The 13,884-nt window shown below is 37.1% G+C and carries 11 protein-coding genes; 8 read left to right on the forward strand and 3 right to left on the reverse strand.

The window, feature by feature from the left end; all coding sequences use genetic code 11:
- Positions 1-19 precede the first annotated feature (19 nt).
- The 4 genes from D1868_RS09055 (at position 20) to D1868_RS09070 (ending at position 4,531) form a co-directional block, all read left to right on the forward strand.
- On the forward strand, positions 20-760 hold the full coding sequence (locus D1868_RS09055; protein WP_156007572.1) for a class I SAM-dependent methyltransferase: 741 nt from the start codon (positions 20-22) through the stop codon (positions 758-760).
- A gap of 45 nt (positions 761-805) precedes the next feature.
- Positions 806-2,491 (forward strand): dihydroxy-acid dehydratase, encoded by a 1,686-nt coding sequence (gene ilvD, locus D1868_RS09060; protein ID WP_156007573.1) that lies wholly within the window; start codon positions 806-808, stop codon positions 2,489-2,491.
- Between the two features lie 79 nt (positions 2,492-2,570).
- Positions 2,571-3,647: an aspartate-semialdehyde dehydrogenase gene (gene asd / locus D1868_RS09065; protein ID WP_156007574.1), complete on the forward strand. Its 1,077-nt coding sequence runs from the start codon at positions 2,571-2,573 to the stop codon at positions 3,645-3,647.
- A 101-nt stretch (positions 3,648-3,748) separates the two neighbouring features.
- Positions 3,749-4,531, forward strand: coding sequence for a hypothetical protein (locus D1868_RS09070; RefSeq protein WP_156007575.1), 783 nt, complete (start codon positions 3,749-3,751; stop codon positions 4,529-4,531).
- 3 nt (positions 4,532-4,534) lie between these two features.
- Here D1868_RS09070 and D1868_RS09075 read toward each other — a convergent pair whose 3' ends face one another.
- Positions 4,535-5,479 carry a 2-hydroxyacid dehydrogenase gene (locus tag D1868_RS09075; RefSeq protein ID WP_156007576.1) on the reverse strand — a complete coding sequence of 315 codons (945 nt, stop codon included), beginning with the start codon at positions 5,477-5,479 and terminating at the stop codon, positions 4,535-4,537.
- A 58-nt stretch (positions 5,480-5,537) separates the two neighbouring features.
- Between D1868_RS09075 and D1868_RS09080 the strand changes: the two genes are divergently transcribed.
- Positions 5,538-6,902, forward strand: coding sequence for a coiled-coil domain-containing protein (locus D1868_RS09080; RefSeq protein WP_156007577.1), 1,365 nt, complete (start codon positions 5,538-5,540; stop codon positions 6,900-6,902).
- Between the two features lie 9 nt (positions 6,903-6,911).
- On the opposite strand, the gene D1868_RS09085 is transcribed toward D1868_RS09080, so the two are convergent.
- Positions 6,912-7,259, reverse strand: a complete 348-nt coding sequence (locus tag D1868_RS09085) for a hypothetical protein (protein WP_156007578.1) — start codon at positions 7,257-7,259, stop codon at positions 6,912-6,914.
- A gap of 122 nt (positions 7,260-7,381) precedes the next feature.
- Positions 7,382-10,618, reverse strand: coding sequence for a protease pro-enzyme activation domain-containing protein (locus D1868_RS09090; RefSeq protein ID WP_156007579.1), 3,237 nt, complete (start codon positions 10,616-10,618; stop codon positions 7,382-7,384).
- 81 nt (positions 10,619-10,699) lie between these two features.
- On the opposite strand from D1868_RS09090, the gene D1868_RS09095 reads away from it, so the two are divergent.
- The 3 genes from D1868_RS09095 to D1868_RS09105 all read left to right on the forward strand — a co-directional run bounded on the left by D1868_RS09095 (position 10,700) and on the right by D1868_RS09105 (position 13,879).
- The gene (locus tag D1868_RS09095) at positions 10,700-11,926 is read left to right on the forward strand and encodes an NADP-dependent isocitrate dehydrogenase (RefSeq protein ID WP_156008004.1); all 1,227 of its coding nucleotides are present in this window, start codon (positions 10,700-10,702) and stop codon (positions 11,924-11,926) included.
- A gap of 438 nt (positions 11,927-12,364) precedes the next feature.
- Positions 12,365-13,525 (forward strand): Cdc6/Cdc18 family protein, encoded by a 1,161-nt coding sequence (locus tag D1868_RS09100; protein WP_156007580.1) that lies wholly within the window; start codon positions 12,365-12,367, stop codon positions 13,523-13,525.
- 24 nt (positions 13,526-13,549) lie between these two features.
- Positions 13,550-13,879, forward strand: a complete 330-nt coding sequence (locus D1868_RS09105) for a DUF6788 family protein (RefSeq protein ID WP_156007581.1) — start codon at positions 13,550-13,552, stop codon at positions 13,877-13,879.
- Positions 13,880-13,884: the final 5 nt, after the last annotated feature.

A 13,884-nucleotide genomic window follows, 5' to 3' on the forward strand; every position in this document is an offset into this window, starting at 1 on the left:
GCCATCATAAATTAAGTTAATGGATGAATACTGGTTAAAGATCTTTGAATCCGACCTTTACATAAACGAAATGCTTAAGCTTTGGGAGGAAGGAAATAAGTGGGCTAAATGGATAGACGAAGTGTCGAGAAAATATAACGTTAAAGGAAAGAAGATTCTTGATGTACCTTGCGGAATTGGTAGAGTTAGTTATTTTCTATCGAAACTAGGTTATGAGATAACTGGCGTCGATATCTCCGAAAAAATGGTGAAAAAATCGAAAGAGAACGTACCCACAGGTACCTTCCTTAAAGGAGATATGAGGAAATTAACTCAAGTATTAAGTGGCGAGTCCTACGATATCATTATTAATATTTTTAACAGCTTAGGATATTACGAAGAGGAAGATGACTTAAAGATCCTCAGAGAGTTCAGGGGAGTAATAAAAGATGCAGGATTATTAATTGTAAACCTCGATAATAGGGACTTCCTCATTTACAACAAGCCCGAGATAATACACTCCTACATTCCACCGTACTTGGTTATAGATAATAACAACTTTGACCCGTTTACATCGAGATTGCAAGTAACAAGATCTTATATAAAGGACGGCAAAGAAGTCGAGAAAGTTACATTCTCTCAAAGATATTATAGCTTACATGAGATAGTAAACTTGATGAGAAAAGCGGGGTTTGAAATCATAGATGTTTATAGTGGTTACTCGTGGAAGAAGTTTGAGATTAGCGATCCGCAAATGACCATAATAGCTAAACCTATGTAATTACCCATTATAATTTAAAAATTTTGAGCTTGTTTATATCATTTGATGTCTGAATATTCTCCTAAAAAGAGGTCTAACATAGTCTATGGGGGGTACGAAAAAGCACCTAATAGGGCATTCCTAAAAGCTATGGGACTTACGGATAACGATATCTCCAAACCTATAGTGGGAGTTGCAGTAGCGTGGAACGAAGCAGGGCCTTGTAATATACATCTACTGGGACTTTCTAACGTAGTCAAGGAAGGAGTTAGAAGTGCTGGAGGCACTCCTAGAGTATTTACTGCTCCAGTAGTTATAGACGGGATAGCCATGGGTAGTGAAGGAATGAAATATTCATTAGTTAGTAGGGAATTAGTTGCCAACACTGTAGAGCTTGTAGTAAACGGTCACGGTTACGACGCATTCGTAGCCTTAGCCGGTTGCGATAAGACCTCGCCAGGTATGATGATGGCAATGGCAAGACTTAACATACCTTCGATAATTATGTATGGAGGTTCAACTCTGCCCGGAAACTTTAAGGGTAAACCAATAACTATCCAAGATGTATACGAGGCTGTAGGTGCGTACTCTAAGGGTAAGATCACAGCCGAAGACTTAAGACTCATGGAAGATAACGCAATACCAGGGCCGGGTACTTGTGGAGGTTTGTATACGGCAAATACTATGGGTATACTTACGGAAGCTTTAGGGTTAGCCTTACCAGGTAGTGCTTCGCCTCCAGCCGTGGATGCTATGAGAACTAAGTATGCATATGAGACTGGAAAAGCCTTAATGCATTTAGTCGAAATAGGACTAAAACCCAGAGATATTCTAACATTTGAAGCATTTGAAAACGCTATAACCGTGCTTATGGCTTCAGGGGGGTCTACAAATGCCGTACTTCATTTACTCGCAATAGCTCATGAGGCCGGTGTAAAGCTCACTCTTGATGACTTCGACAGAATTAGTTTAAGGACTCCGGAAATAGTGAACATGAAACCTGGAGGAGAGTATGTGATGGCAGATTTGCACAGAGTTGGTGGAGCTCCGCTGATAATGAAGAAGCTGCTTGAAGCAGGACTACTACACGGAGACGTGATCACCGTCACAGGAAAGACCTTAAAACAGAATTTAGAGGAGTATAAGATCCCTGATGTCCCTCATGATCATATAGTAAGAGACGTTAAGAACCCGTTTTCTCCAGTAGGCGGAATAAGGAGACTAAAGGGGAATCTAGCAGAAGAGGGTGCAGTTATGAAAGTGTCAGCCAGTAAAGTAAAATACCATAGAGGGCCCGCAAAGGTGTTCAATTCTGAGGAAGAAGCATTTAAGGCAGTCTTGGAAGGAAAGATCGTTGAGAACGATGTGGTAGTTATTAGGTATGAAGGACCTAAAGGAGGTCCAGGAATGAGAGAAATGTTAGCAGTTACGAGTGCTATTGTGGGACAAGGTTTAGGTGAAAAAGTTTCGTTAATAACTGATGGAAGGTTCTCAGGAGCTACCAGGGGAATTATGGTTGGTCACGTAGCTCCAGAGGCAGCAGTAGGTGGGACTATTGCATTGCTTAAAGATGGGGACATAATAGTTATAGATGCTGATAGAGGAAAACTAGAAGTAGAATTATCTCCTGAAGAAATAAAGAAAAGAAGAGACGAGTGGACACCGCCACCACCGAGATACAAAAGTGGGCTATTAGCACAATACGCGAAATTGGTTTCGTCTTCTTCAAAAGGAGCAGTACTTTTAACATAAACTGTTTTTTATCAAATTGTAAAGCTTATATTTTTAAAGCAAATTTATATTTCCCAAATGAGTATAATAAGTGATACTTATGAGGAGAACTCTTAAAGCTGCAATTCTCGGAGCAACAGGTTTAGTAGGTATTGAGTACGTAAGAATGCTAGCAAATCACCCTTACATAAAACCGGCCTATTTAGCCGGTAAAGGATCTGTAGGAAAACCGTATGAAGAAGTTACAAGGTGGCAAACAGTAGGTCAAGTGCCTAAAGAAGTAGCAGATATAGAAGTAAAACCAACGGATCCTAAGTTAATGGAACAAGAAGGAGTAGATATTATATTTTCGCCATTACCTGCAGGTGCTGCAGGTCCGGTTGAAGAACAGTTTGCAAAGTTGGGTTATCCCGTTATAAGTAACTCTCCAGATCACAGATTTGATCCTGACGTACCACTGTTAGTACCTGAATTAAACCCGCACACTATTTCATTAATAGACGAACAAAGGAAGAGAAGAGATTGGAAGGGCTTTATAGTAACAACGCCCCTATGTACTGCACAAGGTGCACTGTTCCCGTTAGCTCCAATATTCATGAATTTCAAGATGGACGGAGCGTTCATAACTACGATGCAGTCCGTCTCTGGTGAAGGTTATCCGGGAGTAGCCTCGCTTGACGTAATCGATAACATAAAAGTACTCGGTGACGCTTATGACGCTAAAACCATAAAGGAGATCTTCAGAGTCTTAAGCGAGGTAAAGAGAAACGTTAATGAGCCCAAGCTGGAAGAAGTAACCCTCTCAGCAACTACTCATAGAATTGGAACAATTGTAGGCCATTACGAAGTATTATATGTTACATTTAAGGAAGATACACCTGCAGAAAAAGTTAAAGAAACGCTTGAAAACTTCAGAGGGTTACCACAAGAGTTGAAGCTACCGACAGCTCCTTCTAAACCAATAATAGTAACGGATAGAGACAATAGACCTACCGTATATTTTGACAGATGGGCTGGTGACGTACCAGGAATGAGTGTAGTAATAGGTAGAGTCGCACAAGTTAACAAGAGGACAGTGAGGTTGGCATCTTTAATACACAACACCGTAAGGGGGGCTGCTGGAGGCGGAATATTAGCTGCCGAACTGTTGGTAGAAAAGGGATATATTGAGAAGTAATAATTTTTTATTATACGGCTTCTTCTTTTATAATACTTGATGACTACACTCTTTGCTGATTCAATGAGGAGAGTGGCCAGGGCTGAAGAGGATGATCTCGAATGAATTATATTGCATTAGCACATAAATCAGGTTTAGACAAAGATCTTACTGTTTCGGTTTATAAGAAAATTAATGGGGGTTATTTCGTCTCATTAAGTTATGCTAAACCGCCTATCTTATACGTATTAGATAATTGGCCTAAGAAATATTTAAGGAAGAACTTCATTATTTGGACAGTAACTAAAAACTACGAAAACGTAGATAAAATAATTTCTTTATTTATTACGTTAGATGTTTATTTACTTCATTCTATGGCTTCCTTACTTTCAGGAAAGAGCTTCAGTTTAGCTTTAGCTGAAAAAGATATACAAGAAGTTTTCAGAAGGATAGAAGAGGAAGCAATTTCTCAGGGATTTACATCATACCCGACTAGAGAGGATGTGGTAATTGACCCTAAAGATATTCAGATCCTTGCTAAGGAGATAGCTGACAGAAGGAATAGTGAGGAAATCAATGCCGATATATATTCTGTTATAAACGAAATAGCCTATCAAAGTGAGTTTTCTAACCAGCTACGAGAAAAGAAGAGTTGGTTTAAATCGATAAAAAGGGGTGATATATTAAAGGCAATAGGACTGCAAGGTAAACTTGATGAGTTCTTTGATTTCGAAAAAGTTAAATTGACATATCTTATAGCGTCTACAACGCTTTACTTTGATAATAAAGTGACGGAGGTAGGAATAACGGAGACTGTAAATGCAATAAAGAACGGAGACCCTATGTTAAATGACGAATTCAATAAAGTGAAAGAAGAAGTAAAACAAAAAGCTCAATACTTTTGATAACTACAGCTCATATACTAACTTTTCTTCTCTGAGACCTCTTAATAGATTCTCAACAGCAATTTCAGCCATTTTGTGTCTTGTCTCGAATGTAGCACTTCCAATATGAGGAGTTAATACAACATTACTGAACCTCAGGAGAGGGTGATCCTTGTTAATAGGTTCCTCTTCAAACACGTCTAACGCAGCCCCAGCAATCCATTTTTCCTCTAGAGCTTTAACAAGTGCCTTCTCATCTACTACTTTTCCACGAGAGGCATTAATTAAAAATGCTGTCTTTTTCATCAACCTTAATGTGCTTTCATTTATCATGTGGTATGTAGACTCGTTCAGATCAACAGTTATTACTACGAAGTCTGATTGTTTAAGTAACTCCTCAAAACTTACAAATTCGGCATCTATATCATCCTTTTTAGTCCTAGATGTGTATACGACTCTCATATTAAATCCCTTAGCCCTTCTGTAAACGGCTTTACCTATTCTACCCATCCCTATTATCCCTAAGGTTTTACCGTATACGTCATATCCCAGTAAAAAGTCGGATTGCCAAGGGATCATCCATTTTCCCTCTCTTATCAGCTTATCCCCTTCAACAATCCTTCTAGCCACTGCCAAGATAAGCCCGAAAATCAGATCTGCTGTAGTCTCTGTCAATACTTCTGGTGTATACCCTACTCTTATACCTCTACTTTTTGCCTCTTTTACGTCTATGTGATCAAAACCGACACTGTAAGTGCTGATAACTTTCAAATTTTTAGCAGCTGAAATTACTTCCTTATCAATCTTAGTATTGAGAGTGCAAAGAATTCCGTCTACATTAATTACGTTATCTAAGATCCACTTTTTAGGAGGTGCCTTTTCCTCTTTCCATCGGATAACCTCGATCCCGCTCTCAACTATCTTTTTTACCCATTCGTCGAAGAACCGGAATGTGATTAGGACTTTCATTCTATCTCTATCTTAAAGTCTAAACAACTTAATATAATACTAATTGATAAGTATTCATGTGGATTCAATATATCTACCGCTTGCTGTAGATTCAAATAAACAGCCCTTAAGCGTTGAAAAGCAAATAGCTATAGCACTAGTTAGGTTAACCGGGAGAGATATTAAGATAAAAGCGGGAGAATTGATAGGGTGGCCCTTAACTCTTGTTAAGAATGAAAAAAGCGGAGGGTATCTAATTTTCGACCAGACTATGAATTTAATGACAAAGTTACAATTTACTATTCTTCAAAATTATGATAGAATACTAAATACTATTCAAGGAAATAAGAACGAATCAGAATTACTTGCTTTGCTTAAATCATTTAAATGGCATGCAACTAAAGGTTATGAAGAGGTAACCTTTAGAGGGCTAGTATATTCAGATTTAACGCCAATTCTCTCCACCGGTAGCCCCCAGTTACCTTTAACAGTTATTCCCAAAGAGGCTTCTCAGTTCGACTTAGATACGTTAATTCAAGACTTAAACGTTAGAGAGAAGATAGTTACAGATAATATTACAACAATTGAAAGTGTTATCAGTAAAGTGACTACAATAGTAACTATATTAAAAGGCAAGAGAGCTGAAGAAAGAAAACAGATTGAGGATAAGTATGACCAGTTACTTTCCGCTAAAAATGAAGAGTTAAAACAAAAAGTAAACGAAACTAAGAAAAACTTAGAAAATGAGCTTTCATCAGAGGCTAAAAAACTATACGAAAAACTTGCAAACATAGAAGTCTTGATAGGTAAGGGAGAAATAGATAAGGAAGCTGGCTTCGTCACAGAAAAAGATATAGACGCGTTAAATACTATGAAATTAAAATACATGAATGAAGTAAATTCAACCTTAACTTCTATAAAAAACAAGTATAAAAATGAGATAAGAACATTGGTAAACGAAATACGCCTACTTAATCAGCAAAAACGGAATGAATTAGAAGAAATTAATATTAAGATAAAGGAACTGGATGAACTACTTCAAAGTGTTGTTAACCAATTGAATACTATAAAGAAGGCGTGTGAGGAGGAATTAAACAAACTTAAACTTGTATATAAGAGAGCACCATATATGGACGAAAAAGTAGATGTTATAGTGCCCTTCCTTCTGGTGAAAGACTATGCAGATAGGGTTTTAGCAATAGGTATTCAAATATATAAATATAAGAAGAGCTTATTCGGATTCTTTAAAAAAGAGCCGAATGAGATATCTGAAGACCTCCTTAACTTAAATGATTTTATATCTATTCTAATTTCTAAATACGGACACAACATTTCCGATAACTTAAGGCAGTTGAAAGCACAAGTAGACAAAGGATTTGAAGAGCTTTATGATGAAGGTTGGAACGTAAGAAAGAGAATAGAAGAGTACTATGTGCCTCCATAAAGAAATTATTCATTTCACTTCAGTTATTACTCCCATCCACTTTCCTTCATCGTAAATCATGTACTGAACTTCTAAGTTTATTTTCTTAGAGCCATGTCTAGTCTTAACTTTTATTGGGTAAACGAAATAATAGATATCCCCTTCAATGTCTTTTTTCGCTCTCTCCGGGAACTCTATTTCATAACCGTAAGACTCTGCCATCTCCTCTAACTTAGACGTCAATCTGGTAATAATATCTTTTATATTCTCCCCGTAGATAGGTTCAAGCATCATAGCTCGAAGCTCTTTTTTAAAAGCTAATATACTTTCTTTGCTCTTTTTTCTCTTCTTTTGTTGTTTACTTCTGTTATTCTCCACAATAATGTTATCATTAGATTAGGGTTAAAAACGGTTTCCCTATTCGTTTAATAACGTCTAACCAGCCAAATTAAGAGGGCTTTAGAAGACAGAAGAAAGGGGACAAACGAATAGTAAAAAGATTACTTATTTTTCCTAAGGCTGAAATATATGAGAGGAATGAAAGATACAAGAATTGCTAAAACCTCTTCAACAGTGAAGAAGTCAGTCTGAGTAACTATAGAAGAGGAACTATTAATACTATTAACATTATTAATACTAGATACTTCATTTGAAGGTATAGTATTATTAATATTTAGAGCTGTTAGATTGCCTACTATTTTAGAGTTTATCAACTTAACGCTATAAACATGAGTGTTTATGAGCGTAATTGTAGAGTTAATTGCAGTGAGGTTTTCTACTATAGAATCTATTAACGTTACATTTTCGTCCTTAAATACCGCGTTTTGTATATACAGACCGTAGCCTATATTTCCACTAAAGTTCTTTATAAAAGTATAAGGTAAAACTACAAACGTTAGTCCTTCATAAAGGGGACTTATAGTAAGACTCTGATAGCTTAATGTTGAGTTGAAAGGTATAGGATACCCGTTAAAAGAAGAGCCAACTATATATACATCCCACTCACCTGCGACACTATCTGTAGACATTCCACTATTAGGATTATTTCCAGATGGAATTGTGAAATTGCCTATCCATTTTCCGTCGGTATAAGTTAACTGGACTGCATTGGATATCTCCAAATTGTTAAATTGGGAGACTAAATATTTAGGAATAAATATTGCAGTAAACGTTCCGAACTCCACTGGTGTCCCGTTGGGATATAAGATAGTAGCTTTAATTGTAACTGTTTGGTTTTCGAAGGCTACTGAATTAACTGATGCTTTGTACTCTAAGTAACTTGGAGACACGTAAACTTGTGTATATCCTTCACCGTAAGTAGTGTAAGTATCGTTACTATAAACAGCATATGCCTTAACTTCATAATAACCTGGGGAAAGGTTCATAGGTACTGTAACTTGATTTATATAAAATGCGTTATTTCCGAAGGTTATTGAGTTCACGGTGAAATTCCAATACACTTTTCCGTCCTTGATGAAAGATACAGTAACGTTTGGCATGCCTAAGCTTTCCACTGCAACTTCTACAGTTATATTCTCCCCAGGGTAAATCACTGTAGGTTCTTCAAAGGAATTGGGTATTATGATAGGTACTACATAAGAGCCTAGGACTATTTCATCCAATCCAATAGTATTTACAACCTTTAATACGAGAATTCCTCCCAACTCACTGGCATTCGTGTAGTTTATATAACCCTCTAGTATTCCAGTTTTGTATTTGATAGTTATATTAAGAGCTGAGATATTGATAATAGGAACATTTGTCAGAGACGTTGAACCTATCAATGTTAACTTACCGTTGATCTGATTCTCAGAATATACATTCAATTGGGTATTATTAAAACCAGAAACCAATGTACCGTTAGGATATTCGATTATGACCAAGACGGGTATTGCCATGGGCATAGGATACACTGCTAACGGCGGGTATATGAAAACTGCTTGATAGCCGTTAATGAAGTATGTAAATCCGGTTAAATTCCCATACCTCGCTATTACTTCGTAAACTCCAGATTGAGGGGCTGAGAACGAACCTACGTAATAAGTTCCATTATATACTAAATGAGCAGTATGTATTACAGTAGTTCCGTTAAAAATCTCAGCCGTAAGAGTAGAAGGTAGTGGAGAGACTCCGCTTAATTTTCCTATCACTTTCACTGTTTGTCCAGGTAAATATGTAGTGTTCTGAACTGCCAGAGAAAGTGATGAGTTTGGTACTTTTAATAGCTTTACAAAATATCCCGCGTTAATGTATCCTAACCCAGTGACCGGGTTATAAGATGAATTTGCCACGTAGGGAGAGTTATACCCAAAAGTCACAGGATGAAGTGCTGGGGTTCCGTTTAGTGCATATATTAATGGATTTATAAAACCGAGTTTACCGTGAACTTCTGAAGCGAGAGCTATTATTCCTGCAACTGTAGGTGTAGCTACTGAAGTACCTCCTACTAATATACTTTCTCCGTGATAATAAATCACGTTTACTCCAGTATAAGGATTAGCTAGAGCCACTACATCTGGTACCTCTCTGAAACCCTTTAACATTTGGTAGGGAGGAGCAGGGAATATATTACTAAATCCTCCAGTTGTACTTCCGAGAACACTTTCTCCGCTCCACGCAGTTTGCATACTTTCGTTACCAGATACATAAAGACTGCTACCTCCTACAGCTAAAACGTAAGGAATTGCAGCCGGAACTATTTGGGATCCTAATGGACTTAAGTAAAAATTGTAACCGTTTCCACCTGCATCACCACTAGCCCCTAGAAAAGTTATACCTTCGACTTCTCCCAGCCAATATTCATATACCATCGATTGCAAATACGATAAAGGAAGAAGACCCAATAGGAAGTAAATTTCTGGAATACCGAAGCTCTGTGAGACTACATTTACTTCATCTTGTTGGTCTATAAAAGCTATTGCCTGAGGTAAGGATATAGACGGATTTGCTACATAAAGGATTATACCTGCACCCGGTGCCGCCACATGTGAATACTCTACGTCTAGGGAGATCTCTAGCGCCCAACCGCTTTGTATACCATCATTTGGATTGTAAGGACCTATGGGAACTACTTTGAATAAGGGAGGAGGTGATATATTATACTCTTGATCAAACGCTGTCAATTGTTGATAAATATAAGGATCCCCTTCGAAGTCTAAGATCCCAATATTAGTCCCACTACCGTTGATACCATGTTTTAACAAGTAAGTAATATTGTAAGCTTGCTGTATCTGCTGAGGAGTTACCGTAGAATATGCTACAGCTTGAGTTATATTATATAAGGTATTAGGCCTACTGAAAAGAGCCTCAGTTAAGTTAGTAGCAATAATCATACCTGGTATCGACTTATCCGCGGAGATAAAAGTATACACTTTCTTACCTTCGAAAGTGTAGGTAATGAATTGACCTTTAAACATCTCTTCAACCTCTTTAGCAGGAGCTGAGAAAGAGATAACGTTCCAATTCACAGTAGGTTTAATGCCCTTAGATTCAAGTTCTTGGACTAGTTGATTGATCTGCTGGAAAGGGATAAACAATTTCTCTACTTGGCTCTTGTTTAAAATTATATGTTGTTGAACATAGAGTTGTAACATCTCAAGGTTTTTAGGCGGAATAACTATACTGACGTAAACATTTCCTTGAGGTAATGTAGAGTTAACAGAGGGGGTAAAGAAAGGAAGGGTAATGATACTAATTCCACTTAATACAAGTAAGAGAATTGCTAATGACGACCACATGGTATTATGCAATTTTACTAGATCCTTAAAACCTTTTTCGTAAAGCCTAATAACTTCGCTGTAAATCTACTGAATGAAATGCTGTATAAAGAACCTGAAGACGGAGAAAAGATCACATTTGATAAAGGTAAATGGATAGTGCCTGATAAACCTATCATATTATATATAGAAGGAGATGGAATAGGACCAGAAATAACGCAAGCCGCTATTAAGGTAATTAACGCTGCTGTTGAAAAAGCCTACGGAAGCAAAAAGGAGATAAAATGGATGGAAGTTTATGCAGGTGAAAAAGCAGAGAAATTAACTGGTAATAGGTTTCCTCAAGAAACCCAAGATATGTTACTGAAATATAGAGTAGTGTTAAAAGGACCCTTAGAGACTCCAATAGGTAAAGGTTGGAAATCTGTAAACGTTGCAATTCGTTTAATGCTAGATCTGTATACAAATATACGCCCAGTTAAGTACATACCGGGATTAGAAAGCCCTTTGAAAAATCCTGAGAAAGTAGATATGATTATATTCAGAGAAAATACCGACGACTTATATAGGGGCATCGAATACCCATACGATAGTGAGGAGGCAAAGAAAATAAGAAACTTCCTGAAAGAGCAGTTTAAGGTCGAGATCGAAGATGATACAGGTATCGGTGTTAAGGTAATAAGTAAGTTCAAGACACAGAGGATAACCAGGCTTGCCATTAACTATGCAATAGCCAACGGGAGGAAAAAGATCACGATAATGCATAAGGGGAATGTAATGAAATATACAGAAGGAGCCTTTAGAGAATGGGCTTATGAAGTTGCACTAAAGGAGTATAGGGACTATATAGTCACGGAAGAAGAAATTAACCGGGGAGTAAAATCCGATGGAAAAATTGTAATAAATGACAGGATTGCAGACAACATGTTCCAACAAATAATAACAAGACCGGAGGAATACGATATAATTCTAGCTCCTAACGTGAACGGAGATTATATTTCAGACGCTGCTGGAGCCTTGATAGGTAATATCGGAATGTTGGGAGGAGCTAATATCGGTGATGACGGCGGAATGTTCGAGGCGATACACGGTACCGCACCTAAATATGCGGGTAAAAATGTAGCTAACCCTACTGGAATAATTAAGGGAGGTGAGTTAATGTTGAGGTTTATGGGTTGGGATAAAGCTGCTGATTTGATCGAGATAAGCATAAATGAGGCGATAAAGAGGAAACAAGTGACTCAAGATTTAGCGAGGTTTATGGGTGTAAAACCACTAGGTACTAAAGAATTTGCAAATGCTTTAATAGAGATTATAAATCAATTATAATAAGTTACAGTATTTTTCCTTTGTTTCCTCCTCTTACATTCCCTAACGTAAAGAGACACTGCCAGGTTTTCTTCTGTTAAAGCTTATAGTAACTCTTTCAGTACTACAGTGAAACATTCTGCTCATCATCTATATTATACAAACTAAATTATTTGCAGCTTGATTAATCTCAGTATGAAACGTAGGAAATTCACTCTCTCTCTTTTTAGGTTTTGAAATACCATACTTGCTTGTATTACGGTTAAAAAAGATCTTTTTTGTATTGTAAAAAATTATGAAATTTGATAATTAGGGAAAGTGTAATACTTGGAAACATATGAAATTTACTGTAAAACTGGGGGGTAAAACAGATGGTATTTTTCTCATTCATTGTGATTAGGTAACACCAACTGAAATATCTGATAACCAAAATAACAAATGAAACATTTGAAATAATCCGTGGCGATTAGAGAGACATTAAAAGGCGGTAAAGGCGAGGTGATAAAGAACCCTAAAGTCTTTATTGACCCGCTGTCAGTATTTAAGGACATCCCCTTTAGGGAGGACATACTAAAAGAACTGGCTATCGCGGTACGATATTTTGTAAAGAATTCGGTGAAATTTTCAACATTGTTTCTAGGTCTCACTGGTACAGGGAAAACATTTGTGGCAATGTATATGTTCAACGAAATTGAAGAGGTTAAAAAGGAAGATAGTGATTATGGAGGAGTAATTCAAGCATATGTTAACTGCAGAGAAGTAGGTGGTACTCCTCAAGCCGTTCTCTCAGCGCTTACTGAAAAACTAACTGGTATAGATGTTCCTAAGCACGGGATTAACTTGGGCGAATATATTGAGAGGATTAAAGAAGAACTGCTGAACCGTAAGGCGTTAGTGTATTTAGACGAGGTTGATACGTTGGTGAAAAGAAGAGGAGGTGACATAGTCCTCTATCAATTATTACGTGTTGAAAGTAATATTTCTGTTATAATGATCAGTAATGACATTAACATCAGAGATTATATGGAACCTAGAGTTTTATCTTCCCTGGGGCCAACTGTTTTCTTTAAGCCTTACGACGCTGAGCAATTAAAACACATACTTTCAATATATGCTGAATACGGTCTATTCAAGGGTTCCTATAATGACGAAATATTGTCATATATAGCAGCAATATCAGCAAGGGAACACGGTGATGCGAGAAAAGCTGTTAACCTGTTATTTAGAGCTGCTCAGTTAGCCTCTGGCGAGGGAATTATTAGGAAAGACCACGTAGATAGAGCGATAACCGAATACGAGCAGGAGAGACTTATCGAAGCTATTAAGGCTCTTCCTTTTCACTACAAGTTGGCATTAATGGCTTCAATAAGGGCTGAAGATGTGGTTACTGCACACAAAGTGTATTCTGACCTAGCTTTAGAATACAAGCAGAAACCTCTTTCGTATAGGAGATTTTCAGACATAATCTCTGAGCTGGATATGTTTGGTATTATAAAAGTTAAGATAGTTAATAGAGGAAGAGCCGGTGGAATTAGGAAGATTATAGAGGTGGCAGATAAAGAGAAGATTATGAAAGCACTTGAAGAGACTATGCAAATGGAATTAGATGACGGTTTGTAAAATCTCTTAGCATGAGGGAGAAAGATGATCTGGGAGAAAGTAAAACAAATTGAAGAGAGAAAGAACGAACTAGAAAATGAGATAAAGGCACTTACCGAGCAACTCAAGTCCTTGCCTACTGGACATCTTGAGGGAAAGGTGATTAAAGGCAAGAAGTATTATTATTTACGGTATTGGGAAGACGGTAAGCTTAAAAGTAAGTATGTTGGAAAAGAGGTAGATGACTTACTAGAGAAATTTAAGATAGCTAGTGAAATTAAAATAAAGCTAGATAAATTGAAAAGAGAAAATGAAAAGTTAGGAAGAGTCCTTGAAAAAATAGTGAAGATAATTGAAGAAGAAAAGTTGAATTAAATATG

It is taken from the genome of Stygiolobus azoricus (genome assembly GCF_009729035.1).
GTDB classification, from domain to species: Archaea; Thermoproteota; Thermoprotei_A; order Sulfolobales; family Sulfolobaceae; genus Stygiolobus; species Stygiolobus azoricus.